23 protein-coding genes and 2 pseudogenes are annotated in these 26,821 nt (G+C 68.9%); 11 read left to right on the top strand and 14 right to left on the bottom strand.

The genetic code is table 11. The annotated features are described in order from the left end of the window. The first annotated feature begins 72 nt into the window (after positions 1–72). Positions 73–930: a phosphatidylinositol-specific phospholipase C/glycerophosphodiester phosphodiesterase family protein gene (locus AAFF41_RS09035; RefSeq protein WP_343323814.1), complete on the top strand. Its 858-nt coding sequence runs from the start codon at positions 73–75 to the stop codon at positions 928–930. A 162-nt stretch (positions 931–1,092) separates the two neighbouring features. Then, positions 1,093–1,287 (top strand): hypothetical protein, encoded by a 195-nt coding sequence (locus AAFF41_RS09030; RefSeq protein WP_054228939.1) that lies wholly within the window; start codon positions 1,093–1,095, stop codon positions 1,285–1,287. 31 nt (positions 1,288–1,318) lie between these two features. Here the strand turns inward: AAFF41_RS09030 and AAFF41_RS09025 are convergent, their stop codons facing one another. The 6 genes from AAFF41_RS09025 to AAFF41_RS09000 form a co-directional block, all read right to left on the bottom strand. Then, positions 1,319–2,593, bottom strand: a complete 1,275-nt coding sequence (locus AAFF41_RS09025; RefSeq protein ID WP_319750648.1) for a phosphodiester glycosidase family protein — start codon at positions 2,591–2,593, stop codon at positions 1,319–1,321. Between the two features lie 75 nt (positions 2,594–2,668). Then, complete coding sequence (locus tag AAFF41_RS09020) at positions 2,669–3,043, bottom strand: DUF779 domain-containing protein (protein ID WP_343323813.1); 375 nt, start codon at positions 3,041–3,043, stop codon at positions 2,669–2,671. Between the two features lie 176 nt (positions 3,044–3,219). Further along, on the bottom strand, positions 3,220–4,773 hold the full coding sequence (locus AAFF41_RS09015) for a protein kinase domain-containing protein (protein ID WP_319750646.1): 1,554 nt from the start codon (positions 4,771–4,773) through the stop codon (positions 3,220–3,222). 241 nt (positions 4,774–5,014) lie between these two features. Beyond that, positions 5,015–6,433, bottom strand: a complete 1,419-nt coding sequence (locus AAFF41_RS09010) for a DHA2 family efflux MFS transporter permease subunit (protein ID WP_343323812.1) — start codon at positions 6,431–6,433, stop codon at positions 5,015–5,017. 20 nt (positions 6,434–6,453) lie between these two features. Next, on the bottom strand, positions 6,454–7,263 hold the full coding sequence (locus AAFF41_RS09005; protein WP_319750644.1) for an alpha/beta fold hydrolase: 810 nt from the start codon (positions 7,261–7,263) through the stop codon (positions 6,454–6,456). Between the two features lie 46 nt (positions 7,264–7,309). After that, entirely contained in the window at positions 7,310–7,768 is a 459-nt protein-coding gene (locus tag AAFF41_RS09000; protein ID WP_060895022.1) for a cupin domain-containing protein, read from the bottom strand. Between the two features lie 124 nt (positions 7,769–7,892). Between AAFF41_RS09000 and AAFF41_RS08995 the strand changes: the two genes are divergently transcribed. The 3 genes from AAFF41_RS08995 (at position 7,893) to AAFF41_RS08985 (ending at position 10,770) form a co-directional block, all read left to right on the top strand. Beyond that, positions 7,893–8,498: a TetR/AcrR family transcriptional regulator gene (locus tag AAFF41_RS08995; protein ID WP_319750642.1), complete on the top strand. Its 606-nt coding sequence runs from the start codon at positions 7,893–7,895 to the stop codon at positions 8,496–8,498. Between the two features lie 990 nt (positions 8,499–9,488). Further along, positions 9,489–10,061: a DUF6529 family protein gene (locus tag AAFF41_RS08990; protein ID WP_343323811.1), complete on the top strand. Its 573-nt coding sequence runs from the start codon at positions 9,489–9,491 to the stop codon at positions 10,059–10,061. Between the two features lie 154 nt (positions 10,062–10,215). Further along, positions 10,216–10,770 (top strand): GNAT family N-acetyltransferase, encoded by a 555-nt coding sequence (locus AAFF41_RS08985; protein ID WP_343323810.1) that lies wholly within the window; start codon positions 10,216–10,218, stop codon positions 10,768–10,770. Between the two features lie 96 nt (positions 10,771–10,866). On the opposite strand, the gene AAFF41_RS08980 is transcribed toward AAFF41_RS08985, so the two are convergent. Together AAFF41_RS08980 and AAFF41_RS08975 are read right to left on the bottom strand one after the other, a co-directional pair. Further along, entirely contained in the window at positions 10,867–11,679 is an 813-nt protein-coding gene (locus tag AAFF41_RS08980) for a cytochrome P450 (protein WP_343326271.1), read from the bottom strand. A 2,372-nt stretch (positions 11,680–14,051) separates the two neighbouring features. Beyond that, positions 14,052–14,318 (bottom strand): hypothetical protein, encoded by a 267-nt coding sequence (locus AAFF41_RS08975; RefSeq protein ID WP_121417350.1) that lies wholly within the window; start codon positions 14,316–14,318, stop codon positions 14,052–14,054. Between the two features lie 45 nt (positions 14,319–14,363). Between AAFF41_RS08975 and AAFF41_RS08970 the strand changes: the two genes are divergently transcribed. Together AAFF41_RS08970 and AAFF41_RS08965 are read left to right on the top strand one after the other, a co-directional pair. Further along, the gene (locus tag AAFF41_RS08970) at positions 14,364–15,884 is read left to right on the top strand and encodes a TnsA endonuclease N-terminal domain-containing protein (protein ID WP_319750638.1); all 1,521 of its coding nucleotides are present in this window, start codon (positions 14,364–14,366) and stop codon (positions 15,882–15,884) included. A gap of 144 nt (positions 15,885–16,028) precedes the next feature. Beyond that, a complete protein-coding gene (locus AAFF41_RS08965) occupies positions 16,029–16,298 on the top strand; it encodes an HNH endonuclease (RefSeq protein ID WP_319750637.1) in 270 nt (89 codons plus the stop codon). A 12-nt stretch (positions 16,299–16,310) separates the two neighbouring features. On the opposite strand, the gene AAFF41_RS08960 is transcribed toward AAFF41_RS08965, so the two are convergent. Both AAFF41_RS08960 and AAFF41_RS08955 read right to left on the bottom strand, forming a co-directional pair. Next, on the bottom strand, positions 16,311–16,589 hold the full coding sequence (locus AAFF41_RS08960) for a transposase (protein WP_319750636.1): 279 nt from the start codon (positions 16,587–16,589) through the stop codon (positions 16,311–16,313). 797 nt (positions 16,590–17,386) lie between these two features. Next, a pseudogene (locus tag AAFF41_RS08955) lies at positions 17,387–17,686 on the bottom strand (transposase); the annotation flags it as partial. 461 nt (positions 17,687–18,147) lie between these two features. Between AAFF41_RS08955 and AAFF41_RS08950 the strand changes: the two are divergent. Both AAFF41_RS08950 and AAFF41_RS08945 read left to right on the top strand, forming a co-directional pair. Then, on the top strand, positions 18,148–18,609 hold the full coding sequence (locus tag AAFF41_RS08950; RefSeq protein ID WP_343323809.1) for a hypothetical protein: 462 nt from the start codon (positions 18,148–18,150) through the stop codon (positions 18,607–18,609). Between the two features lie 519 nt (positions 18,610–19,128). Next, positions 19,129–19,554 (top strand): contact-dependent growth inhibition system immunity protein, encoded by a 426-nt coding sequence (locus AAFF41_RS08945; protein WP_121417354.1) that lies wholly within the window; start codon positions 19,129–19,131, stop codon positions 19,552–19,554. A gap of 343 nt (positions 19,555–19,897) precedes the next feature. On the opposite strand, the gene AAFF41_RS08940 is transcribed toward AAFF41_RS08945, so the two are convergent. Next, positions 19,898–20,926: a terpene synthase family protein gene (locus tag AAFF41_RS08940; protein WP_319750633.1), complete on the bottom strand. Its 1,029-nt coding sequence runs from the start codon at positions 20,924–20,926 to the stop codon at positions 19,898–19,900. Positions 20,927–21,467: 541 nt separating this feature from the next. On the opposite strand from AAFF41_RS08940, the gene AAFF41_RS08935 reads away from it, so the two are divergent. After that, positions 21,468–23,063 carry a SpoIIE family protein phosphatase gene (locus tag AAFF41_RS08935; protein WP_343323808.1) on the top strand — a complete coding sequence of 532 codons (1,596 nt, stop codon included), beginning with the start codon at positions 21,468–21,470 and terminating at the stop codon, positions 23,061–23,063. A 10-nt stretch (positions 23,064–23,073) separates the two neighbouring features. Continuing rightward, positions 23,074–23,471 (top strand): annotated as a pseudogene (locus tag AAFF41_RS08930) (chorismate-binding protein); the annotation flags it as partial. A gap of 6 nt (positions 23,472–23,477) precedes the next feature. Here AAFF41_RS08930 and AAFF41_RS08925 read toward each other — a convergent pair. The 3 genes from AAFF41_RS08925 to AAFF41_RS08910 all read right to left on the bottom strand — a co-directional run bounded on the left by AAFF41_RS08925 (position 23,478) and on the right by AAFF41_RS08910 (position 26,759). Then, the gene (locus AAFF41_RS08925) at positions 23,478–24,737 is read right to left on the bottom strand and encodes a S53 family peptidase (RefSeq protein WP_343323807.1); all 1,260 of its coding nucleotides are present in this window, start codon (positions 24,735–24,737) and stop codon (positions 23,478–23,480) included. Between the two features lie 1,000 nt (positions 24,738–25,737). After that, on the bottom strand, positions 25,738–25,860 hold the full coding sequence (locus tag AAFF41_RS08915) for a hypothetical protein (protein WP_319750629.1): 123 nt from the start codon (positions 25,858–25,860) through the stop codon (positions 25,738–25,740). 23 nt (positions 25,861–25,883) lie between these two features. Further along, positions 25,884–26,759, bottom strand: a complete 876-nt coding sequence (locus AAFF41_RS08910) for a hypothetical protein (RefSeq protein ID WP_343323806.1) — start codon at positions 26,757–26,759, stop codon at positions 25,884–25,886. Between the last annotated feature and the right edge of the window lie 62 nt (positions 26,760–26,821).

The following is a 26,821-nucleotide window of genomic DNA, read 5'->3' as shown; positions in this document are numbered from 1 at the left end:
CAGGGTTTGTCGGACCTCGGAGGACCGCATACTCGCTGAGGTCCGTAGCGCACCCCTCAAGGGAGGCAGAGCATGGCCCTCACCACCCGTCGCAGAGCCCTCACCAGCCTCGGCGCCGCCCTGGCGGGCTCGGTCGCCCTGCCCGCCGCCCGGGCACTGGCGGGGGAGGAGAAGCACCCCACGCGCCCCCTGTGGCGTGCCCACGCCCATAACGACTACGCGCACCCGCGACCCCTGTTCGACGCCCTCGACCACCGCTTCGGCAGCGTCGAGGCCGACATCTACCTGGTCGGCGACCAACTCCTCGTCGCCCACGACCCGGTCGACCTCGACCCGACCCGCACCCTCGAATCCCTCTACCTCGCCCCGCTCGCCGCCCGCGTGAAGGCCAACCACGGCTCGGTCTACCGGGGATACCGGCGACCCCTGCAACTCCTCATCGACATCAAGACCGAGGGCTCGTCGACGTACCTCGAACTCGACCGCCATCTGAGCCGCTACCCGCACCTGTTCACCACCTACGCGCACGGCCGGGTGCGCACGGGGCCGATCACCGCGGTGATCTCCGGCGACCGCGCCGCCGGTACGCCCATGGAGGCGCAGAGCGTGCGGCGCGCCTTCTACGACGGCAGGCTCACCGACCTCGGCAGCGCGGCCCCCGCCTCCTTCATCCCGCTGATCTCGGACAACTGGACGCTCAACTTCACCTGGTTGGGCGACGGCCCTTTCCCCGACGCCGAGCGTGCGAAGCTGCGCGGCATCATCGCGGCGGCGCACCGACGCCACCAGAAGGTACGGTTCTGGGCCACCCCCGACCTGGCGGGCCCGGCGCGCGAGGCGCTGTGGGGCGAGCTACTGGCCGCCGACCTCGACTACTTCAACACCGACGACCTCGCCGGACTCGAAGCCTTCCTGGACGCGCACGAGTAGACGCGTGCGCGTAAGACGCACGCGAGCAGGTGCACGCGCTGGTGTGCGAGTGAGCGTAGACACCACACGTTCGGAGGACACGTCAGCCGCCCGGACGAACCCTCCGCTACGCGACACTTGCGGCCGAAAGCCGCGGTGTCGACGTGGCGGAGGAGGTTGACGATGGCCATTTCCATCTCTGTGGTGGTACTGCTCCTGATCCTGGCGGTGGTCTTCCTGCGCAACGGCGCGCTGAAACCCTCGCACGCGGTGGTCTGCGTCCTGCTCGGCTTCTATCTGTCGACCACCAGCATGGCGCCGACCATTCAGAACGGGCTCACCGCGACGGCGGACATCGTGAGCAGCCTGCGCCCCTGACGTGCGGGTCCAGGTGCGTGTCGGCCCGGTGTCAGCTGTGTGAGAACACCCCGATGCCGTTGGGGACCGGGCGTTCGGCGCCGCCGGAGGGGTGGTTGAGGACGCTCACCGCGCCCGCTCCCGGCATCCGCGCGACCATGGTCGTGGAGCCGCCGCCGTCCAGACTGAACGCGTCGACGGAGCCCAACGACCGCATGGTGTGCGCCACTTCGGCGATGGTCAGTCCGCCGCGGTAGGCGGCCGCCCCGTCGAGGGCGAGCAGAAGCAGGCGCCGTCCCTTGTTCGCGATGCCCACGGCGGTCCGTACGGCCGAGGCGGTGTTGTTCAGACCCGGCAGCGGCTGCCCGTGAGTGAGGACCGGATAGCCGCCGATGGCGAAGCGGTACCGGATCCGGGTGCCGGCCGCGACGAGCCAGTGCTGAATGCGGACCGCCTGCCCCTTCGTCAGCTCGCGCAACTGCTGCGCGCCCGCCTCGCGCCCCACCAGCACGGTGGTGCCGGACGCGATGGGACCGCCGCCGGGTGTGCCGGCCATCGACACGACCCGGCCGCGGCGGACCGTCACCTCGTAGGTGTCCCCGCTGCAGGGCGCGGCGCGGTCGATGTCGGTGCCGCAGACGGCCCGCTTGCGGGAGACACCGCCCCAGGCCGAGGTGAACGCGCCGATCGAACCCTGCGGCAGCGCGTACTGGTTGAGCCCACCGAGCGCCCACCGCCCACGGGAGCTGCGCACAGAACCGTCGAGGGCCAGACTGTCCAGCCGGGCCCGGCCGTCCAGGCCCACGCCGAGCACGTTCTTCGTGTTCGTGCCCGGCGGCAGGGCGGGGCCGAAGCGCTGACCGTCCGGGACCGCCGCCTTCAGGGTGCGGCCGTTCGCGATCGCCGGACCCACGGTCGCGCCCGTGGCCTCGACCCCCGGACGCTGGGCCTCGGAGATGTCGAAGAAGTCACCGTTCACGCCGGCGACGGCGCCCTGCGCCTCGGCCAGCCGGGAGACGGCCGCCCGGGAGGCCACGGCCGCGGAGTGGAGGAGATCGACGCGCACATGACGGTTGCTCAGATCGACGCTCAGGACGTGTGCGCGCGCCACGCCCTGGGCCGCCGGGAGGTCGAACTCCTTGTACGTGATGCCCGGGGCGACGGCCTTGCCGACCAGGGCCTTCGCGTCCGCGACCGTGCCGTTCCAGGTGTGGGCGCCTGTCACGCCGCTGGCCGGTGCCGCCCCCACCAGGGCCGCACCGGCCAGCGCGCTCCATGCCGTGAGAACCGTCAGTGCTGTTCTGAGTCGTCCGTCGCGAGGTGTCACGGTGCCCCCTGAGGTCTCGTCAACTGTCTTGGGACTCAGGGGGATTGCAGCAGACCGTGACGACCTCCGCAGGGCCTAGGCGTCTACGACGCGGGAACGGATGAGAAAACGCACTCCTTCGGGTGCTTCCAGGGAGAAACCGCTGCCGCGGCCCGCCACGACGTCGACGATCAGTCGCGTGTGGCTCCACCGCTCGTACTGGCTCTTCGACATCCAGAACGTGACCGGCTCGTCGAGCCCCTCGACGTCCAGCTCGGCGAGCAGCACGTCGGAGCCGCCGGTGCGGAACTCGCCCTCCGGGTAGCACATGGGCGCACTGCCGTCGCAGCAGCCGCCGGACTGGTGGAACATCAACGGTCCGTGGACCGCGCGCAGCCGCCGCAGCAACTCGGCGGCCGAGGGCGTCAGCTCCACGCGCGGGGCGGCGTCCGTCGTCTCCTGCTGGTCCATGGCGTGTCCCTGCCTTGATGCGCGGAAACGGATGCGACCGCTTCGCGCGAGGGTCGGTCGGTCCGGCCCAGTCAACTCCTGGCTTGGTTGCAGACAGGTTGCATGACGGCGGGAGGGAGGATCAGGTGGCATGGCGAGGGAGGAGCCACGTGCGCTCGGTGCGCGGCGGCCGCCCGTCACGGTTGGTGCGTGACGCTCACCTCTACGGTCAGCGTGCCTCTGTTGTCCTCGGAGCAGGAGCCGGCGGCGTCGTTGATCCCCAGTTGCAGGGGGCCGTTTTGAGCCGCCCGGAAAGTCAGTTTCCGCCCGACGGTGTGGACGGGGGCGTCCTGACTGTCGGAGAGGCGTGCCAGCAGGGTGCCGAACGGCGCCGCCGACTTGATCTTGCAGCTCTTCGCCCCGTCCAGTGACTGGTCCGTGAGCGCGTCGTAGCCGGTCGGCCCGGTCACGGGTATGTTCCGGTAGTCGACCGTCCATTCTCCGGAAACGAACCGTACGGTGACCCGGTCTCCCTGCTGGACGGTCAGTCCGGCCACCGACTGCCAGCCGGTCGTCGACCGGACGACCTGGCTGATGGTCGCCGTCGTCGGGTCCTTCTTCAGCGGCAGCACCCCGGTGAGGAAGAGACCGCCGCCGACGCCCGCCGCCAGCACCGCCGTACCGGCCAGTGCCCACCACAGCCGCCTCGGGCCCCTCGGGCGGGACGACTGCCGGGGCGCGGGCTTGAGCGACGTGGTGTGCAGGGCCGTCGGTACGGGCTCCCCGGCCGGGACGAGTCGCTCCTGGCCGCTGGTCACGGTGTCCGCGTAGGTCGACGCGGCCGAAGGCTGGATCACGCGCACGGTCGGTGACGGCAGTGGCCCGGCGTCCGCCTCCCCCGCCGCGACGCGCCGCAGCGCGGAACGCGCGGTGGCCGCCGAAGGGCGCTCGTCGGGGGACTTGCGCAGCAGTGCCTCGACGACCGGGCGCAGCGGGCCGAGCCACTCCGACAGGACGGCTTCCTCGTACGCCACCGCGTGCAGCGTCGCGGGCCGTGCCGGCCTGCGGAACGGGGACTGCCCGCCGCAGACCGTGGCGAGGGTCGCGCCCAGGGACCACAGGTCGGAGGCCGGGCCGACCGGCGATCCCATCACCCGCTCGGGCGCCATGTACTCGAGGGAGCCGATCAGTTCACCGGTGGTCGTCAGGAACTCGCCGTCGTCCAGGGCCGCGATACCGAAGTCGGTGAGGACGGCGTTGCCGTCGCGGCGCAGCAGGACGTTGGCGGGCTTGACATCACGGTGCAGCGTCCCGGCCGCGTGCACGGCCTCCAGTGCGTCGAGCAGGTGCACACCCAGGGCGGCGGTGTGCTGCGGCGTGAGCGGCCCGCTCTCGGCGATCCGGTGGGCCAGCGAGGGCCCCTCGACGAGTTCCATGACGATCCACAGCCGGTCCTCGGACTCGACCAGGTCGTGGACACCCACCACATGGGGATGCGACACCCGGGCGACCGCGCGCGCCTCACGGACCGCGCGGCGCACCCGAATGCGCTGCTCCTCGTCGCCCTGCGTGAGGATGTGCAGTTCCTTGGCCGCGACCCGGCGGTCCAGCAGCTGGTCGTGGGCGCGCCAGACCGTGCCCATCCCGCCTCTGCCGAGAACGTCGTGCAGCAGATACCGATCGGCGATCAGCCGCCCCGAGCCTCGTTCCGAACGCGTCGCCGCCTGGTGATCGCCATCTCCGGGTATCACGCGCTCTCACGTTTCCTTCCCGGTGGACTGGGCGCCCGCCGGCCGTCGTTCGATCGGTCGTCGTTCGTTCGCTAGCTCGTTGTTCGGGGCTGAGCATAGCGGAGCGCATCAGGGCGATATGCCGTCAACTCACGTGCGACGGAGGGGTTTTGACGGCCCGTGCCCTTTCGGGTGCCCGGCTGCCTCTCCCACGAGGTCGCGGCGGGAAGATCGCTGACCGTGTTGATCCGTGCAGCGGGTGTCAACGGGCGTCCAGGAGATGGCGTGGTACTCGGACGCGTTCGGAAGGATCGTCTCCTGCGGCCGTGCGGGCTGCCCAGGGGCCGGTGGTCAGGATGCCCAGGGCGAGGATGGCCAGACCGCAGCCGGCGATGATCCACCAGGCGGCCGGGCGTGCCCCGGCGGCGATCACGGCGCCGGTCACCGCGATGCCGAGCGCGGCGCCGACCTGACGGCTGGTCGCGGCGATCCCGGCGGCCACCCCGGCCTGGGCCCGCGGCAGGCCCGAGACCGCGGTGTGGGTGATGGGCGCGTTGACGAAGCCGAAGCCCAGTCCGAACAGTGCGTACGCCGCGTAGAGCAGGATGTCCGAGCGGTCGGCGGATCGGGTGGCGACGATGGCCAGCAGGCCGCCGGCGGTGATGCCGGCCCCGGCGAGCAGCAGCGGGAGGCGCGGGCCGCGGCTGCCCACGATCCGTCCGGACAGTGGCGGGCACACCAGTGACAGCACCGCCATCGGCAGCAGATGCACCCCGGTGCCCAGGGCGCTCAGCCCCCATACCTGTTGCAGGTAGAGGGTGTTGGCGAACAGGAAGCCGCCGAGGGCGGTGAAGGCGCACACCGCCATCACCGTGGCCCCGCTGAAGGGCGCGCTGCGGAAGAGGCGTGGGTCGACCAGCGGTTCGTCGCGTCTCTTCTCGTAGGGGATGAAGGCGGCCAACGCGCCGGCCGCGGTGATCAGGCAGATCACGATGGCGGGGGAGGTCCAGCCCCGGCCCGGTGCCTCGATGATGGCGTACGTCAGTGTGCCGAGCGCGGTGATCACCAGCAGTTGGCCCACCGGGTCCACCCTGCGGGGCCGTGGCGCGCGTGACTCAGGGACGAACAGGGTGGTGAGCAGGAGCGCGGCCAGCCCGATCGGCACGTTCAGCCAGAACACCGATCGCCATCCGGCCGTCTGGACCAGTACGCCGCCGAGGATCGGTCCGGCCGCCATGCTGACGCCCACCACCCCGCCCCACACGCCGATGGCCCTTGCCCGCTCCCGCGGCTCGGGGAAGGCGTTGGCGAGGATGGCCATGGCGACCGGGGTGAGCATGCAGCCGCCCACCGCCTGCGCCATGCGGAACACGATCAGCCAGTCCAGCGACGGTGCCAGGCTGCACAGCGCCGATCCGCCGGTGAACGACACGAGCCCGAGGAGGAAGACACGCCGTCTCCCGACGCGGTCGGCCGTGGAACCGGCCAGGATGAGCAGCGAGGCCAGCACGATGGTGTAGGCGTCGAGGGTCCACTGCAGGCCCGACACGGAGCTGTGCAGGTCTTCCTGTATCGAGGGCAGGGCGACGTTCAGGATGGTGGTGTCGAGGCTGACCAGGAGCACGCTCAGGCAGCAGACGGCCAGGACCAACGAGGGTCTGCTGCGGTCGGGTTGAGACACGTCGGCTCCCCTTTCCGGGGTCAGTGCCGCGGCCGGTCGGTGGCGTGGGCCTCCGCGAAGTCCCAGAGCACCGGGAGGAACTGCTCGGGCGTCTCGGTCTGGGGCATGTGGCCGGTGCCGTCCAGAAGACGGAACTCCGCGTCGGGGATGGCCTGCGCGTACGCGCGTCCGTAGTCGGCGTCCACGACCTGGTCACCGGCACCCCATGCGACCAGGGTCGGATGGGTGATCTTGGCGAGGCGGTCGGTCAGGGTGGGGTCGGCCATGGCGTGCGGGCCCGAATAGAGCTGCAGGGTCGCGCGGTTGGCGGCCATGACCGCGCGCTGCGCCTCGGTCAGCTTGCTGGGATCGAAGCGGAACTTCGAGGGGTCGTGGAAGGACAGGCGGGACAGCTCGACGGGCGTCAGGGAGAAGGTGTCGGCTATCGGGTGGCCGGGGACGGGGATGCCGACGGCGTTGGCGAGGGTGACGCTGCTGATCCGAGGGCTGCCCAGGGTCGCGAGTTCGGCGGCGATCCAGCCGCCGATCGAGTTGCCGACAACGGCGACGTCCCGCAGGTCGAGCACGTCGAGCAGTTGGGCATAGACCTGGGCCAGGGTCGTGACGTCGGTCAGCCACTCGGGGCGGCCCGTGCCGTCGAAACCGGGGTGGACAGGGGTGAAGACCCTGGCCGGACGCTGCTCGGCCAGGAGGCCGGCGAACGGGGTGACGGTCCCCGGGCCGCCGCCTCCGTGCAGCAGCAGGAAGGGGTGCCCCTCCTGCCCGAAGAGGTCGACGGTGACGTCGAGGGTGCCCTGGTCGAGCGTGAGCGTGTGGGTGCTGCGGGTCATGCGGTGCTCCTCAAGTGGGCCGTGTGGAGAGGGAAGGGGGTTGCCGTCACGCGAAGTCGGTCGCGGGGACGGTGGCGTAGCGGCTCATCACCGCGACGGTCGACTCCGGGGTCAGTTCCCGGCCGCCCGCGATCATGTTCCGCAGGTCGCGGAAGTACTGCACGTACAGGTCGGGCGTGAAGGTGTTGAGCATCACCGCGGGCGTGTCGCCGAGGTTGGCGAAGGTGTGCGGGGCGCCGGGCGGGATCATGGCGAGCGTGCCGGCCGGGGCGACGTGGGTCGTCTCCCCGATGGTGAAGTGCACGGTGCCGGAGACGACGTAGAAGCCCTCGTCGTGCTGGGCGTGACGGTGCTGGGGCGGGCCCTGGGTGTGCGGGGCGATGGTGATCTCTCCGATGCCGAGGCGGTGCCCGGTGGTGCTGCCGTCCTCGAGGATGCGCATCTGCGTGGGACCCAGCTGGATGGTCTCGCCGTCGTCCGGGCCGACCACGGAAACCGTGCTCATTACTTCTCCTTCGTGAGAGTTGACTCTCATGAGATTAGAGGGGTCGGGTGGCATAATGCAAGTCAACTCTCACGACGAGGGATGGCTGCTAAAATGCGGGTGAGTCAACAGGAGGAGTCCCACGATGACGGCGCAGGCGGGCACCGGCCGCACCAACCAGAAGCAGCGCACGCGAACGGCGATCGTGGCGGCCGCCCGGGAACTCACCGCCACGGGCGCCGAGGTGACCATGCCCGCGATCGCCCGCGCGGCCCTCGTCTCCGAGGCCACCGCCTATCGATACTTCCCCGACCTTCCGTCGCTGATCAGCGAGGCCCTGGCCGGCGTCTGGCCGCCCCCCGCCGAGGCGCTCGAGCCGGTCGCGGACTCGGCCGACCCCGTGGAACGTGTCGCCTTCGCCTGCGAGTTCCTCCTCCGCGGCATCCTCGCCCGCCAGGGCTCGGTACGCGCGATGATCGCCGCCACCATCACCCGGCCCGAAACGGTGACCACGCGACCGGGCATTCGCTTCGGACTCATCGACCATGCGCTCCTCCCGCTGGAGGACACGCTCGGCGCGAGGGACCCGGACGGCTTCGCCCAACTCAAGCGGGACCTCGCGGTGGTCGTGAGCGCCGAGGCGTTCTTCACTCTCACCGATCTGTGCGGGCTCGACCCCGACGAGGCCATCACCAGCGCCGCACGGACCGCGGCCACCCTGACCGAGGCCGCGGTGCGGGCGATCGCGTGACGGTGGGGCGCACCGCGGCCTCGGTCGGGATCGTGCAGGGGTGGGGCGCGGTCGGAATGGCGTAGGGGTGGGGCGCGGTCAGAAGGGTGCACGGCGGTGCCCGCCGCCCCGCACGGCCAGGTGTCGGTCCACCTCCACGACCCGGAAGAGCCGTGCGGCGGCGCCCCGATGCCGCGCCCGGCGCCGGTGACGAGGATCGCTTTGCCGTCGAGCAGCCCTGCGGGGGCGAAGGTGTGGCGTCCGCAACCGGCTCGAACGCCTCCCGTACCGGCCCGAGGTCCTCGACGTGAACGGGGACCTCACCAATGGAGCAGCGACTGCCCAGGCGGACCAGTTGAAATGGACAGGACTCGAGCACCCGGGGCCAACTGGGAGAAGAGGTCCGCCGGGGTCGTTTCCCGCGGCTGCCTGGATACGCCGTCCGACACCATGGAGCGCTCATGAAAGGAATGGCCACGGCGACACCGCCGGCGGTTTCCGCCATGCCGCTCGCTGCCGCAAACGGCTGTCCCAGCCGGACGATCTCGTCGCCTGTGCCAGGCCCACATCTGGAGCGCTGTCAGCGGGCATCCCCGTGTACATCGGCTCGGCCGCACCCGGCAGCGCGCCCAGGGCCACTGGCGCGGCCACGGTGCACTTCAGCAAGCTGGACCCCCTCCTGGATGACGCCAAGGGGCGGACGTTCCACCTCCCCGAAGCCGCCAAGTCGACTACGCCGACCGCCGGCGGAGCTTGCGCGTTCGCCTGGCCGCCGTCGCTCACCTCCGGCACGCCCAAGGCGGCCCCGTTTGCCAGGAGCAACCTGATCAGCACATCGAAACGCTCCCACGGCATCACTCACATGACCTGTACCGGACACCCGCTGCGCTGCTTCGCGGGTGACACGACAGCCGGTGTCACCGACGGCGAGGAAACCAGCGAGTCCGGTGCCACAGTGGTACGTCGTCGACACATCCGGCAACTAGGTCGAACCCGATCGATTGGGGACTGATGACCGGGCACACGGGCGCGCGGACGCGGCCTCCCGCACGAAGGGTGGCCGGCTTCTTGGCTGCATTGCTGCCGGTCGCGGTCGCGGTGGGGATGTACGCGTTCGGCCGCACGCACACACCCGACTACACCAGCGGCCTGTTCGGACAGCACGGCGTCGGCGTCATCGACCTCAAGGCGCGCCTGGGCAGCGCTCTGATGGCACTCGCGCTCGTCCAACTGCTGCTCGGGCTGTGGATGTACCGGCGCCTACCGGGGGCGGGGGCCGCGCCGCACCGGGTGCACCCCGCGCACCGGCTCATCGGCCTCCTCGCCTTTCTGCTCTCGCTGCCCATCGCCTACCAGTGCATCACCGCCTACGGAGTTGAGTTCACGAGCAGCCGAGTGGCGGTGCACTCCATCACGGGCTGCGTCCTGTACGGCGCGTTCGTCGCCAAGGTGCTGGTGGTGCGCAGCCGCCGACTGCCCGGTTGGGCGCTTCCGGTCGTCGGCGGCACCCTGGTCGTCGCCATCGCACTGTTGTGGTACACAGCCGCCTTGTGGTTCTTCACCGGCTCCGCCCCCGGCTTCTGATGAACCGGCAGCTCACGGTGAGGGAGTTCCTGAACGCCGCGGTGCCGTGGGCGACCCGCTCCCTGGATGCCGCCGCCACCGCTTCGCACGCGAACCTCAACTGCCTCTGCGTGCCTCTCGGCCCCACGCGCACCGCAGCGTGATCAAATACGGCATGGCATCGTCCTGGACTGGTGAACGGGTACGCCTGCGCGCTATCGAGCCCGACGACTGGACAGCGTTCACACACTTCGCCGACGATGACGGGCGGCGAGGGAGCCGGCTGGATCTACCGCGGTCCGCCGAGAGCTACCGCGCCTGGGCGCAGGAGCAAGCCGTTGCCACGTGCGACGACGACCGCTTCCAGTTGGCGGTCGAAACGAGGGCCAGGGGAGAGCTGGTAGGCACGGTCGGCTCACATCGCACCGGCCCTCGTTCAGGCTGGTTCGAGTTCGATGTCACGATCGGCACCGACCACCGGCGCAAGGGCTACGCATCAGAAGCCGTAGTGCTGCTGATGCGCTTCATGTTTGCCGAGCGGCGCTATCACAAATGCCTGGGAGCGATCTTCGCCCACAACGAGGCATCGCTGGCACTTACCCGTCGGCTCGGCTTCACCGAGGAGGGGCGCTTGCGGGAACACGTCTTCTTCCACGGCCGGCACCACGAACTCGTCATGATGGGCATGCTCGCCGACGAGTTCGACCAGCGACACGCGATGAGTGAATGAGCCGGGCATCCAAGCGTGGGCGGAACGGCACTCGAACTCGATCAACGTTCGCCGCTCGGGGGTGGAGGCGGCCTGTCACCGCAAGCAGGACTGCACTCAGCTGCGCAAGGTGGCACGCAGGCGCAAGCCGACCGTTGCGAGACCTTCCAAGGTGGTGACCTGGTAGCTGGGCTCCGGTCCGGGCGGCTCGCTCAACTGGTAGCGGCGGGCGGTCTGCGCGGTCAGGAGCGTCAGCATCGCCATGGCCAGAGCGGCTCCCTCGCAGCCATGCGGCCCGGTACCGAAGGAGAGGAAAACCCCGGGTTTCGTCGGCGAGCCCGAAGCATCGAGCCAGCGCTCGGGCTGGAACTGGTCCGGATCGGAGTGTTCCCGGGCGTCGCGGTGAGCGGTGTAGGGGCAGACGAGAACGGTGGACCCCGCGTCGATGGTGTAGCCGGCGAGCTGAGTCTGTCGCGTGGCGCGCCGGGTCAGTAGCCAGCTCGGGGGGTGCAGTCGCAGCACCTCGCGCACCAGAGCCTGGGTGTATCGCAGGCCGTCGAGGTGGGTGCTGGTCGTCGCGGCCGGGTCCGCGGGCAGCAAGGCGGCTTCGGCCGCGACGCGTCCCGCTGCCTGGGGGTATCGGGCCAGGTACAGCAGGATCCATCCGGCTGCCCTGGAAGGTGTCTCGAAGGTGGCGACGGTGATTCCGGGGAGAGTGTCGAGGATGGCCTCTTCCGGCAGCAGGCCGTAGCGGGAGGAGGGCCGAAGCATCTGTCCCAGCATGTCGTCACCGAGCCGACCCGATGAACGGCGTCGGCGCACGATGGGTCGCAAAGCGTTGGTGAAGGCGACTTGCTGCCGTGTGCGGAACCGCCGTGCCGGTGTGGGGACCCAGCGCGGCCATACCCAGCGCGAAGGGCGTACGAGCACCTCCCGGGCCAGGAAGAGCTGCGAGGCAAAGGGCAGCAGGGTGGGAGCGTCTTCGGAGAAGAGGTAGCGCACGCCGATCTCTGCCAGGGCGTGCCGGACCGGGGCAGAATCTCGACGTCCCGGTCCGTGGGCCACTGGTCGGCGAAGCGAGCGGCACTGGGCGCGATCTCACCGATCCGGGCTGCAACCGCCTGCGCGCGCAGTCCGCGCATGCGGGCGGCGTGAGCGCGCGCACGATCCTCCGGCGTCGGTGCTCCGCTCGACCGCTTCAACGGTGGGAAGAGAGGTCCGGTTGCCTTGGGGAAGTCCTGCGCGCCCCGCAGGACCGCTTCACACGGCCCGGCCGTAGCGGCTACGTAGACACCCGGCTCCAGCTGCCAGACGTCCCCGCACTCGTCAGCGCCACGGCGCGCCATTGCCAGCCGGTCGCGGCTCCAGGCCGCGAAACTGCCTTCGGGCAGCCGCGGCGGCTCATTCATTCGGCCCATGAGATCGTGCCTGACTCTCGTACCTGTCCAGGTCGATGTCGTCGGCAGCGTGGCTGGGAGCCGGCGGGCGCGCTGAGGTGCCCGCCGACAGTGCGGTCAGACCGAGTCGTCGCCGGCGTACGCATCCCATTCGTGGGCCCCGTACGCACCGTAGTGGCGGGTGAAGGACAGTCTGCCGAGCAGCTTGGCGATCATGATGCACTCCTCTCACCTGTCTGAGCTCTCCCAGTCGAGGGCTCAGCAAAGAAGATCCCGCCAGCACTACATGGCACTCATACCATATTGTCACACATACCGCATATCTCACATTCGGATCATTGGCCGGATGTCGGCCAGGGTACGAGCCCGCACAGTGAGATCCCTGCTCGGCGGACTGGTGACGTAAGGCGCGGCAGGGCGATGATCGACCCGATGTCTCGGGACGTCTGGGGGCGTCCCTGGAGGCGCCACGCCCGGCCTGCCGGATGACGCACGGAACGGCTCTGATCAGGCAGGCGCTCGGCCGGGCTGTGTGGCGAGGACCTGCTGCAACGCGGCTACCGCCGGGACGAGCGGTACTCGCGGACATCGCGGAGGCGGCCCTCGACATGCCGCCCGAGCCGTCGGTGCGCGTGTGAAAGGGATGCGCCTGGATGGCGATGAGTCATGACGTCCGCTTCTGGCACCTACGCGAGAGCCCCGACCGGCGCAAGCCTCCCCAGATCCGGTGGACGGTCAACGAGCGTGAGAAGTCCGAAGTCTTTCATCGCATTCGCGCCTGCTGATGGTCGACGCTCGTAGCGCTGACCGGGAGTCCGTGACTGGTCCGGAAGCGCTGGTCAGGAGGGGTGCGGCTGTGGGAGGAATGGGGAGTTGGCGCGCAAGCCGGGCTCGGTCGAGAGCGGGCTGAGCGAAAGGCGCCTGACGGGGTGAAAACCCAGGTCAGGCGCCTTTCTTGGGGTGTCTAGAAGAAACCCACCTTCTTCGGTGAGTACGACACCAGGAGGTTCTTGGTCTGCTGGTGGTACACAGGCAGCGCATCGCCGACCAGCGCAAACAGCGCCCGTCTCGGCTTTGACAGGATTGCTGGCCCGGGAATCGTCCGGATCTTGACCGATGCGGTCCCTCGGACTGGGTGGCCGCCCGGTGCCACTCAGCGGTCGGAACCGAAAAAGAAAGGAAAGGGGGGTGCCGCCTACTGGCGTCCGCTCGCACTCTGGTGTGACATAGCCATCGGCCGATACCGCCCTGTACGCCGATTCCCGCACGCTGCTGGCGTAGAGCGATAATCCGCTCGCCGTGGCCGCGTGCGCTGGTGGCCATCCGTCGTGAGCTATGACGGTCCCACATGGCACAGGTAGGCGAAAGTGGCTTCTGGGGGTCATGTGGTCTGGGTTGGGGCCGTTCACGCAGGTGGGGCCCTGTGGTCCAGGTGCGTCCACGGTGTTGGTGACACGCGTGTGACAGCGCGTGTGATGTGAGGAGCCCCGTCTGATGGTGCCGACGGGGGCCTCCGTGTTCGGCGGACGGGCAAGGGAAGACCCGGCGCGAGATCATCCGCTGCCTGCAGGGGAACGTGGCTCGGGCGGTCTTCCACCTGGTCGAACAGCTACGGCCACGCCCCCGCTCATAGGGGCTGTGTGCTCACCGCACGATGGGTGCGGTGGAAAGGAAGCCGGAACAATTGGTATGCCTGCCAGACGCCTTGAAAGGATGGCAGCGGTCCACAGCGATCCGACGTGACCTGTCGTTAGGAAGGCTGATTCGGCTGATACCGGCGCTCAGCCAGGTCGGCCGGGGAAGCCCAGGGGCCCGTAGCGGAGGGTTGTCGGTACCAGGGGGCATACTGCCCCCACAGTCGGCCGGAACTGTGGGGGAGAGAGCGTGCAGGATGAGGCGCCCGGATCAAGGCGTGGCCGTGCCTGGAGTGAACAGGAGGAGGCTCAGCTTGTCGAAGGTGTGCGCGAAGGGCTGGCTCTGTCCGAGCTTGCTGAGCGGCATGGCCGTACGGCGGGCGGTGTCCACGCGCGTCTGGACCAGTTCGTTCCGCAGTCCGGCTCGGCCGTCGATGATCCGCTGGAGTGGCTGAGAGCTCGGCTGGCCGCGGAGCCCGGCTACGCATGGCAGGACGTGGGTGCCGAGCGGCGTCGCCGTGAACGTCGTGCGCGCCACAGCAAGGATTCCTCGACCGAGCCTTCGGCGGCCACCGCGGCGGGCGTGACGGCCGAGGTGCTGGCGGACTGGGAGCACGTGACCGGCCATGTGCTGCGTCCCGAACGGCGCGAGGTCTTCCTCGCCCGGCAAGTGGTTCACGACTTAGCGGCTACAGCCGTGTCCGTACGGCGGACAGCGGCCCGGCGGCTGTGGCACGACGGTGAAACACTGCTGCTGGACCACTGGCTGCTCGAATGCGTGTGCCCCGGTGCCGTGCGCCTGACGGCCGACTGGCCGCTGATCGCCGAACGCGATGCCGACACGGTGCTCGTCCTGAGGGAGCTGGTCGCCGCGGCCGTGGGCGAGATGCCTGCTGAGCGGGACCAGGAGGTCCTCTCCTGCCGCCTGGGCCTTGACGATCGACCGGCCCAGACCCTGGAGAAGGTGGCCGAGGCCCTCGGCATCTCGCGGGAGCGGGTTCGCCAGCTGCAGACGAGGGCGATCCGCCGCCTGGCGAACTCCGACGCCCCGGCTTCCCGAAAGCTCCGACAGGTACTGGCCGAACTGAGCTGTGTGGAGCGCGTTCCGTCCGAGGCGGGTCCCTCGGCCGCGGAACGGTTACTCGACCTGTCGGACGTGCTGCTGTCCTCGGTAGCGCCTCGGCAGGCGATACCCCTTCTGGCACGGCTGGCCGGCGCCGACAAGGTTCGTGCGGACAACCTGGCCGCAGAGGCATCGACGATACGCATCCTGCGGCACGAGACTGCCCGTCGCGAAGCGGCACGACAGGGGCGCATCGAACGTGCCACCCGACGTTGGGTGGCACTGGCCGACGAAGTCAACTGGTTCGGCGACCCCGAACCGGCCCTGCCACATGCAGAATTGGAAGCTCTCCGAGAGACGGAGAACGTCGACCGAGGACGCTTCGGGGCATGGCACTGCCCGAAGCTGGACCGCGATGTGTCGTACGAGTCGGAGACGGAGCTGCGAGCGATCCAACTGCTCAGCTTCGCACCGCAGATCGCGTACTACCAGGAACAGCCCTTGGCCATCAGCTACCAGTTCGCCGGGCAACAGCGCACCTATTACCCGGATCTCCTGGCTGCGACCGTGGACGGTCGCTGCATCCTCATCGAGGTTAAACCAGTCTACGAAATGGCGATGGCCGTCAACGTCGCCAAGTACCGAGCCGCCGTGGAGTTCTGCCGGAACCGCGGCTGGGGCCTCGTGGCCACGGATGGCAACCGCACCCGCAGACTCCTCGAACAACGCACGGTCGACCCGCGTCTGGAGACCACACTGGCCGCCGCCCTCGAGGCGCAGGGAGAACTCTCCTGGCCACAGGTCCGAGCCGCGGCCGGATCGCTGCCCCTGGATACGTTGGGCCTGTGTTCCTTGATCCTCAAGCGTGGTTGGACATGGCATAGTCGTCCCTACCGGCTCCGCCCGGCCCCACCGCCAAACAGCCTCGGCACCCCCTCGGAGCCGATTGTGCACACTCCCGACCGTCTACCTGCGGAGACCGGGCCCGCGTCCGCTGCCCCTCACGTTGAATGCGGTGAGGCAGTAACTCAGCGCGGATGATGCGGGGTTCAGGACCAAGCACACCAGGACCGTTCCTCGGTTCGGGCAGGCCGCTCAGGCGGTAGGCGACGTGCGACGCGGTTTGATGCCCTGGCATGGCTCTGCCGGCGAGACCAGGGAACGAGGCTCGGACTGGTGTGACTGGTGCTTGGGCGAACTTCCCCGGGGGACGGGGTGTACCTGGGCCATGTGCGCCCGCTGTCCCTCGGTGGCGAGGACATAGACAGCAACGTTCAGGTGCTGTGCCACGGGTGCCATGGACTCAAGACGCGCACAGATTTTAGGTTTGACTCCGTCGGGAATCTTGAGGTGGCCAGGTCAACTTCCGAGGGTTCGCCAGGACTTCGAGCGGGGGATCTCGCGCTGGTCCAGGAAGGTCTGGAAGGCGGTCGGCGGTCGGTGGCGGGACGCTGAGGCGTTCGATGTTCACGGCGATGCCGTGAGTACGTGCTGTAGGTGGGCTTTTGGCTGTCTTCGGTAGCGGCAGTGGCGCATGCCGTGTCCGTGGGCGAACTCGTTGATGGTGCCCTCCACTCCGGAGCGGACCGCGTAACGGGCCTTCCAGCCGGGCGTCTGCTGCTCGGTGCGGGCGCGGACTTGCAGGTCGCGGAGTTCTTGCGGGGGAAAGCCCACGTTCTGGGCGCCGTCGCGGGAGGCGGTGCACAGGGGACGGTCCGGACACGGCTGGCACTGGCCCTTGGTCAACTGCGCCACGATCAGTGGGGCGGCGGTGGGCGAGGATGTCGGGTAGGGGCCGTGCCAGCCCGCGCCGACCTGGTCCCGGGGGGCAGGTGACCTGTCGGCGGTCGAAGTCGATGTGGAAGTCGTCCCGGTCGAAGCCCTCGCTTCGGCGGTGCTGGCGAGTAGGGTTGCCCGGCAGCGGCCCGCTGACGGTGACCTGGTGTTCGCGCGCGGCTCGTTCCAGGTGGACCAGGGAGGTGCAGCCGCCGTCGACCAGGTGCTCGGAGGGCAGCAGCTTGCGGCGGGCCAGGCGGGTGTGGATATCGGGCAGGGTCTGGGCGTCGTTGGCGGCGGCCGAGGTGGTGGCCACGTCCGTGATCACGTTGACGCTTTCGGAAGCGCACGTCTCGGTGACATGTGCGGCGAATCCCTTCCAGCGGATGATGCGCCCGTGACGGGCATAGCGTGCCCTGATGTCGTAGGGCGAGACGACCGCCGAGGAAGAGGGCGGCAGCCCGCCGTCGTCGGCGGTGCGCCAGCATAGGCGGCCCGCCGCGTCGCGGTAGTAGTTCTGCACGCCGATCTGCCGCAGGGCCCCGGCCTGCGGGCCGTTCCGGTGGAGGCGTTCCAGCAGTCGGCAGGCGTCGTCGCCGGCGGCGAGGATCCGGGTCTTGGGCCGGGTGGGGTTCTTGCCCAGGCGGACCGGACGGCCATAGCGGCCCCCCAGTCCTCGTCGACCAGTCCGACCAGCAGATGCCCGGCGGTGCGGGCCACGTCTTCCAGCGTGGCACGGACCGCCTCAGTGACCAGTTCCAGCCGCGTCAGGTCGCGCACCGCGGCCAGAACATGGATGGAGTCGGTCCGCTGCGTAGTGCGCTCGCGTACGAGGCCGCCTCCTTGAGGCCAACCTCAAGGAGGCGGGAGAGCGCCAGATCGAGAAGACGGTCGGGGCACTCGTGCCACGCGAGGCGCTCGCGGAAGTCGGCCAACACGCTGTGGCGGACGCCCGGATCGTCCAGCTCCATGGGCAGGCCGTATTTGAAGTCGATGCGGCAAGGCACAGCTTCGGCTGCCTGCCGGTCCGACAGGCCGAGCAGCAACTGCAGCACGCAGACGGTGGCGAGCTGGGCGGGTGAGCGGCCGAGGCGCCCGTCGCGCGGGTACCAGTCAGCGAAGTCCTCGTCACGTCAGAGCCCGGCTATCAGGGCCGTCCGATCGTGGATCTGGTCCCATTGTCAGTGGCGGAATGCATCATGACCGCATGACGACGAACCCGCAGCACGATCCCCCCGAGCCGATTCCCGCAGCCGACTCGGGGGAATCGGACGTGGAACAACTCTGGGAAGAGATCGATGCTGGTCGCAGCGGATGTTCGTGTGGGAGGACTGGGATAAATGGCTGACGTGGGCGGACGGTCAATGAATCCACTTTCGGGTCCCTTGCTGAAACGGACCCTTTTCCGGCGCTCGATGCTCTACCGATTCGTGGACCCGAGATCCTGGCCATCGCGGCGGCCTCCCGTGTACTCCCTGCGGTGTTGGAGCTTCCTGTTCCGGATTCATGGGGAGCGCAGCAAGACTTGGTGAGATCCCTCAACGAGGACCTCTGGTCGTGGGCTGCGGGGGCCCCATCAGATGATCTTCCAGTTCGCGTTTCAACCATCCGCTCGTTCCCGGTCTTCAGCTCCTCGCTTTTGGAGGAACTGGAAAGCAGCGCCATGGAGACGGTCGTGTTGGATGGCGTTTTGGCCACTCTCAAAGCAGGAGAAATGCTGCTTGACCGCCGTAACGACCATGTTCTTCGATGCCTGGATGCCGCCGAGGAAGTTGCAACGTTCCTGGACGAGCTGTTGGCCCTTCCAGAACGGGTTGCCGAAGACGGTCGGGTCACGCGCGAAAGGCGCGAGCGTGTCCGGACCTACGGCCTCCTCACGGGGCTGGGGGAGGAGGATGCGGCTGAGGCGATCATGATGCGACTCCGGGAGGAGACCGAGGACTTCGCCGGTAACGTCGCCAGCGATCTTCGTGAGTGCTTCTTCCGGTGAACCACGTACCCCTGGACGTGTCGCACGCATCGCTGGCCCAGGCTTTGCGGAGGCACCCATTTTCTATCCCGCGCCCGAGAAACCCGAACTGACAGAAATGGAGGCGTTGGAGTTGCGGGATCACGTGGCCGCGCTGGATCTCCTCCGCCAGGGGGTGGGCAGTGACCAACTTCGCGCCATTGCTGAAGAGGGGAACTCGAGGGTGGCATCCGCGCTTAGTCGGATCGCGGGCTGATATTGAGCCTTTGAGCTCATGTTGATCCGGAAGTCAAAAGGCGCCATTATCGTCGCCCGCGCATGGCTCCGCGTCATATGGGCCTGCTGGCACAACGCGACCCCCTACGACCCTGACAACCACCCCGCCTCCCAACGCCTCACAGCCAGCTGACTTGACTCAGAGGACTCAACCGCTACGGGGCGCGCGAGTTCTTCCACCTGGTCCGGCCTGAGAGCACATCCCGTGAAGTGGTAGTGACCTGATTTTTGGAGTCCTTGCCTGTTTCGGTGAACATGGGCCTCATGGACCGTCTGCTGCACCTCAACCGCACGCTCGATGAGCTGGATCCACCCCGGTGGGCGCCTCCTGCCGCCGACGCGACCCACTTGGTGCGCACCGTGCATGAGTTGCGGCGTGTGCCCCTGGGTGAACTCGGTGCGGCGGATCTGCGCACTCTCCTTTCACAGCAGGTGGCACTGCCCTACGTCCTTCCACTCGCCGTGCGCTTGCTGCTCGAGGAGCCGCTGCTCGACGCCTGCTTCTACGAGGGCGACCTGCTGCTCGCTGCCGTCAACGCCCCTGCTTCGGCCTGGGCCCTGCTGCCAGAGCCCGGCGCGCGGCTGCGGGCCGTGATCACGACATTGCCGGAGGCAATGACCGCCGGCCTGCCCCGCGGTGCCGCCGAGGAGCTTGCCCGCTTCGTCGCGCGACCCGAGACGCTTCGCTGACCGTCGCGCAACACGTCGCCCGGTGACGAGAGCTGCCGTCAACCGGGACGTTTCCTGCAAGTTTCGGCCCTCGTGGCACGATGTGGTCCGCCCGGATGCAGGCCCCCGCTATAGGGGCTGTGTGAGACGACGAAGCCCCGTCGGGCCGTCGAGCTGACCCAGCCCGTATGCAACATCGCGGAACGCGCTGTCGAGGAGCGGCACGTGCACCACAACACCATCGTCTACCGTTTGCACTGCCGCCTACCGTGTGCACCGCATCGAGGAACTGCCGCCCGTCCCGCTCGCCCAACAGCGCCTCGAGATCCACGTCGCACCGCACCGCACCTCACCGCTGCCGTGCTCAGCGGCCGAGTCCTTCCAGGCGCATTTCCTCGAGGTAGGTGGGCTCGTCAGGTCGAGCGCGGATCACCCGGGAGTAGCGGCTGGAGCTGCGGCACCAGTCGTGACAGCCCTTCATCTGGGCCTGGAGGTCATCGACGAAGACATAGGCGATGCCCCGGTCGTGCGGGGGAAGGGCCGCGGCATCGAAAAGTGCCGGGAGCCGTGCCTTCAGGCGAAGGAATTCATCGGTGTGGCCGCGGACTATCGACCGGGCCTCCGCAAGGGCCTCCCCACGTGAATAGTTCCGGTGGTGCTGGAGTACGAGAACCAGGTTGTGACAGTCTCCTCTGGCTTCCTCCTTGGCAACCGAGAACACGTCCTGAACAATATTGACGACCTGGACCGTCGCATTGTGCATTTCCTGGATCTCCTGCAGGGCAAACAGGGCATCAGGCACTTCGTAATGGCCGATGCGTTCGGCGTAGTCGATCAGCACATTCTCCAGTCCTGCCTTGTGGCGCAGACTGAGATATGTGCTGACGTCGGGAATGATGCCGCTTCGACGGTTGATGCTCTCGCTGGTGTAGGCGTTGAGAAAGTCGATCCAGTTGCGGGTCGACCGCTGCTGCCACGCGGCGGACATTCCCCGGACCTGACGCGACCAGAGTGAGATGAGCCCGCTTGCCGCGGGGGTGAGACTCTTGTTCGGAACCGCGGGTACCGCGCCGGGACGCGCGTACACGACATCGATGAGTTCTTGGACGATCCGTGCGACTCTGTGCGGCTCCACTCCGAGCGGCCCATCGAACTGGTCATCGAACAGGATGAACCAGCCTGCTATATCGACCCCCAACTCCAGGTCCGCTCCGCCCGCATGTGGCCAGAAGCGGGCGGCTACCTCCGGCACGTTCCATCGGCGGTACTCGGGGAGGGACTCCTGGCTCAGCAGTCCATGCTCCTGGACCCAGCGGAAGTGGTGAAGCGCTGCCGATTCCATGGCATGACTGACTCGAGAAGGGAAGGGGAGTTCGAACGAGTATTCCTGCATGACGCTCTCCTCGTCCGGGTGACCTTACGCGAATGATCTCGGCGAACCTCAAGCCCGCATCAGGCTAGCGGGTGTCCGATGCGATTATCAGAGCGCGAGATGGCGGTAGGTCCAGAGCGGGAGCGCAACCTCTGTGCAATCGACCGGAGTCCGGCACTTCGGCGCTCACGAAAGACCAAGGACGAGGCTTCCTGCCGCAGTCGAACGCCGCGTGCGCGGAACATGCCTGGCGAGAGGGTCAATTTCTGCGACCCGCTCACTCCTTCAGGTGTCCCTGTGATCGCTCCTCCGCGAGACGGCCTGCCGGGGCTCTACGCTGAACGCCTCGTCAAATCACTCTCCAGGAGGCGTCCTTGCGCACAGCAGGGAGTGACCAGTGACACATGTCCGATCCCTGTCCTGGCCGAACGGCGGCGAGAGCATCGCAGGGAGCGCCACTCCCGCGCTGCTCTCCCACGCCCGGCGGACGGGCGAGCCGGGCGCCAAGGATCCGGGCACGGAGGAGTCGTCCAACTCTCCGTTCCAGCCGAGCGCCGGCCCCGTGCAGGCGGGGTTCTTCTGCTGGGACGTCGCCACGGGAGAGATCAACTGTGATCCTCTCACCTTCTCCCTCCACGGCCTGCCCGAGGACGGCCCGCCTCATCTCGACAGCTTCCTGTCGAGGATCCCGGAGTCCGACCTGCCCGAGTTCGTCGTCGCGCTGCAATCGATGCTGGAATCCGGTGGCGACTACCAGATCGCCTACCGGGTCGCGGCGGGTGAAGGCGTCTGGCGTTCGCTGGAGGCCCGCGGGCGGGTGCTGGCCGACTCGGCCGGAGTGCCTACGACAATGGTCGGGGTGGTGATGGACACCACGGCCGCGCATGAGCGTCAGGAAGCCGAGAGGCGAGGCTTCTACGAAGGGGCGGCCCGCAATCGCCGGATGCAACAGCTCACCGCCGCGCTGGCGGCGGCCGTGACGGTCAAGGACATCGTGGCCGCCACGCAGGCAGGACTGCAGGACTTCGGCGCGGATGGGTTTGCCGTGGTGGCGTCGTTGCCCGGTGGGCTGTCCGCCGTGGCCTCCTACGGCGATCACGACGAGGAGCTGGCCGCCGTCTGCGATCTGCGTCCCGGCGTGCGCTCCCTGCTGCAGGATGCCCTGGCACGCCAGGCTCCGGTGTTCGTCGCTTCCGTCACCGAACTGGCCGCCGCCTACCCGCAGCTGGCACAGGCGGCCGAAAGTTCTCGCCGCCGCGCGTGGGCGGCGATTCCCATGGCAGATTCTCGAGGGCCGACCGGGGTCTGCCTGATGGGGTTCGCCTCGCTCCAGGAGTTCGGTCCCGAGGAGCGGGCCTTGCTGGTTGCCGTCACCGGACTGCTCGCCCAGTCCCTGGAGCGGGCGAGGATGTACGAGGCACAGCAAGCTCTGGCCACGGAACTGCAGCGTGGAATGCTGCCTCCCGGCCCGCTGTCGGCGCCCGGTTTGACGATTGCCGCACGCTACCAGGCGGCCACCTCGGGCATGTGGATCGGCGGCGACTGGTACGACGCCATCTGCCTTCCCGGCGGCGCGGTTGCACTGGTAATCGGAGATGTCCAGGGCCACAGCGTGCCGGCCGCCTCCCTGATGGGCAAGTTGCGCACGGCTGTGCGCGCCTATGCATGCGAGGGGCATGGTCCGGCTGCCGTGCTGACACGGACCAACCGGCTGCTCGTCGAATTCGACACCGATCCGGACCGGGCCATGTTCGCCACCTGCTGCTATCTGGTGATCGACCCCGCCGAGGGGACGGTCGAAGCCTGCACAGCGGGCCATCCGGCACCTGCCCTGGTCGCTCCAGGTGAGCCACCGCGCCTCCTCGACATCACCAGCGGCCTTCCGCTGGGTGTCGACCCGCAGGCCCGGTACGCGACCAAGCTGACACCAATCCGCCCTGGCAGCGTGCTGGCGGTCACGACCGACGGTCTTCTGGAAGCGGCAGAGGGAGACATCGACGCGGGCATCGAAGCATTCCTGGCAGGGCTGGAAAGAGCCACGACGGCCGACCTCGAGGTCCTGGCAGACGAACTCCTCGCCGGGGTACGGCGGACACCGCGCCACAGCGACGACATCGCCCTTCTGCTGGCCCGCCTCAACGCTCTCGCAGCGCACTGAGGACCACCTGCACTTCATGTCCATCGAGCGCCACTCACAAGTGATGCACATTGTGTCCACCGTGACCGGCCGGGTCGCGGCGGGTCGTACCGCCTTCGACGTGCGCTCAGGGCCTGCTTCCCGGTCGGCACGCTCTCCGGCGCGCCCAAGCCGCGTGCGATGCAGATCATCGACGAACTCGAGCCGTCCAGGCGGAGGTTGTACAGCGGCTGCGCTGGCTGTCTCGACTTCGCCGGCGACTCCGACACCGCCATCCGTACGGCGCTGTTGCGGGGCGGCACGGCGTACGTCCAGGCCGGAGTCGGCATTGTCGCCGACTCCGACCCGGTCGCGGAGGACAACGAGTGCCGCAACAAGGCGGCCGCCGTCCTCCGCGCGGTGCTTACATGCGACAGGCTTACCTCATAGCGCCGTTCAGCCCGTGAAGGCCGCCGTGCCGTTCGGGACACCGAGGCCGGTCGGGCCGTCGTACCCGGTGGTGCCGGTGCACAGGTACGAGCCGGAGCAGCTGCCGTTCGAGCCGCTGGTCACGTCGTACAGTGCCGAGGTGTGGGCGTAGGGGAACGACGCCGGGTACGAGCCGGAGGACGGGGCGCCCGCCAGCGCGTAGGTCGCCGCGATCAGCGGGGCCGAGGCGCTGGTGCCGCCGAAGACCATCCAGCCGGTGGCCTGCCGGTAGCTGTCGTAGACCGCGACGCCGGTGTTCGGGTCGGCGACCGCGGAGACGTCCGCGACGGTCCGCTTGGCGCAGCCGCTGTCGGTCTGCCAGGTGGGCTTGGCGTCGTACGAGGAGCAGCCGGAGCCCGCCCCGCTCCACACCGTGTCGGTCCAGCCGCGTGTGGTGGACGAGGTCTTCAGGGACGTACCGCCCACGGCCGTCACGTACTTGGACGCGGCCGGGTACTCGGCGCCGTAGCCGTTGTCGCCGGAGCTGACGGTGATGGCGACGCCGGGGTGATTGAAGTACGACGAGTCGTAGGTGGAGTCGCTGGAGGACTCGCTGCCGCCGTAGCTGTTGGAGACGTACTTGGCGCCCAGGCCGACAGCGGTGTTCACGGCCGTGCCGAGGTTCGTCATGGTCGCCGAACTGGCCTCCACCAGAAGGATCTTGCAGTTCGGGCAGGCCGCGCTGACCATGTCGAGGTCGAGGGATATCTCCTCGGCCCAGCCGGAGTCACCGCGCGGATAGCTGGTGCCGCCGGTCTGGTTGACCTTCTTGAAGCAGCCGTTGGCGGTGGTGCAGGCGGACAGGCCGTACTGTGAGCGGTAGACGGCCAGGTCGGCCTCGGCGTTCGGGTCGTCGTACGCGTCGACGATGGCCACGGTCTGGCCCGAACCGCTGCTGGAGGAAGGCAGGTTGTACGCGGCCTGCAGCGAGGCGGGGCCGTAGCCCGATGGGGCGGCGGCTGCCGTCAGGTCGCTCTCGGCGTGCGCGGACTTGGGGGTGCCCGCGGTGACGTGCAGCGCCTTGCACGCCATCACGTTCTTCTGCGTCGGGGTCGCACAGGAGTGGGCGACGGTGACGCCGTTCGACGACGGTGAGGCCGAGGGCGCCGCCTGGCCGGCCGGGGCTGCCAGGGCCAGAGCAGCCGTGGCCAAGGAGGCCACGGCGGTGAGAGAAACGGTTCTGCGCAACGTACTTCCTCCGAGAGGTGGGTGAACCGGGGGAGACATGCGGGTGCGCTGGATGGCCGAGACGCGTGATGCGCGTCACTACGGCGCAGAACCTATGAGTGGCTGGAACATGCCAACAAGAAGATCGTTGAAACTGTGACTGTCCTTTGCTGTTCCTGGTCAACTCATGTGTTGTTCCTGAGATGTCCATGACGGAACGGTGGCGCGATCATGGGTTGACACGCCCCGGGTGAAGCGGATTTCGTGGCGCTCGAGCGACAGCTCCGCCCTCGACGGGATGGCTGCGGCCGTCCCCGGCGACACCGCCGCCCTTGCGAGCGCTCTCAGCCACACCGCCCAGCCCTACGCCGCCGCGGCGGGCGGCGCGCTCGTTCTCCCGCGGGCTGCTCGCGCCCCACCCTCACGCTCATCTCCGCGGCCCTGGACATCCCGTTCCTCGTGCTGCGGAACTAACCCTTCCGGAGCCTAGACACCGCCGCCTTCATGTCCCTGCTCGAACAGGTCGGCCTGATCGAGCGATCCCGCTCCGAAGGAGACCGACGGCGCAGCCTCGGCAGGAACCGAGCCCGCGCAGCGCGTCCACCCCCGTGCCGTGGCGACCGCACGCAAACACGGCCTCTCCCTGGCCCCCGCCCGTACCTGCGGCCATCTAATCGATCAACGCTGGACTCGCCGGCGGTCCCCGGCTGCCCTCAGATCCACACAGGGAGTTGTTCACCGGGGGTTGCCCTGGTCGCCGTCGAGCACTCGATCACCACCGCGATCTGCCACATGCCAGGGCCGCCTCGGACTCGACGAACCACGGCCGGGCCCGTACCCCGGTGGAGATCAGCACCCGGTGGCGGGCCCCACACAGCTCCGCGCCCGTACGAATCAACCTTGCTGTACGGGTAGCCAACTCTCTCGTGCGACCGGATAGGTGCACCGGCTTCCGCGACTCCCCGCGATCATGTGCGCATGGATACGGGGGGACGTAGCCGGCGGCTGTGGTGGTCGACTCCAACCACGAATCCGGCATAGTCCGGGCTGACAGCCGCGGTCACAGGATGAGGAGAGCGGCCGCCCACAGGGCGTAGAGCACCGCCAACAACGGGCCGAGCGGGAGGCCGTGGGCGCGCGCCGGGCTCTCCTCGGTGGGGCGGAGCTCGGGGTGGGCGTGCATGGCGGAGATCTCCTCCGCGGCTCTCAGGTACGACGGGCGCAGGCCAAGGCGGCGTTCCATCCAGAGCCAGCCCAGGGACGGTGCCCAGGTCTTCCCGTCGGCGCGGCGTATCTCGAGAACGCCGCCGCTGGTGTAGACGTACCGTCCGACAGAAGCGTCACGACGCTGCCGGTGTCGTAGTCCTCGGGGAAGACGGCGTCGACGGTGCGCTTCGAGCCGTCCGAGCTGCGCACGCGCAGCGTTTCCTCGCCCTGGCCGAGGACGACGGCCGATACCGACACCGCCTTCGCGGCCCGCTGCTCGTCCTCGTGAATGCCCCGCAGGCCCTGGTCGACCGCCACGCCCGCCACGGCGCACAGCACCAGCCCGGCAACGATGGGAACAATCCCCCGCCGCAGCGGGCCCATGCCGCCGGGGAGCGGGTGCCGCACCCCGGCGGCCGCCTGCTCTGCGAGGCGCCGTTGCCGTCGCCGAAGAGCGAGCCGTTGCCAGGATGCGGCCCACCCGAAGGCGAGTGCCGCGATCACGGCGGCGTTGGCGGCGTCGGAAGCGGTATCGGGCAGGGGAAACTCCTCCACCGCCACCATGACCGCCAGCACCGGTCCCGACACGAGCGTGAGTTCCGGCAGCCGGACGTACCACAACAGCTGCACCACGGCCAGTCCCACCTGGATCATGCCCACCCAGTCCGGCCCGCAAGGGGCCGCCACCGTGCAGCGCTGCTCCGGCTCCAGAATCATCGCCGCGATCACGGTCATCAGCAGCGTCAGTACCGGCCACCGAGGCTGTGCCCAGCGCGACAACCTGGGATTTGCCCATCGGACGGCATCATGGGACAGCCAGGCAGGAGCACCCGCAGGTGCAGATCCGGGCGGCAAGGGAACGGGCAGGTCGCTCACGCGAGCGATTATGCGGCCCAGGAACTCGCCGCCCGCGGGCGGGACGGCCTGGAGCGGCTGGA

This window comes from Streptomyces mirabilis (genome assembly GCF_039503195.1).
GTDB classification, from domain to species: domain Bacteria; phylum Actinomycetota; class Actinomycetes; order Streptomycetales; family Streptomycetaceae; genus Streptomyces; species Streptomyces mirabilis_D.
Note: the sequence above shows the minus strand (reverse complement) of the source record. Positions and strands in the feature narration are given on the sequence as shown.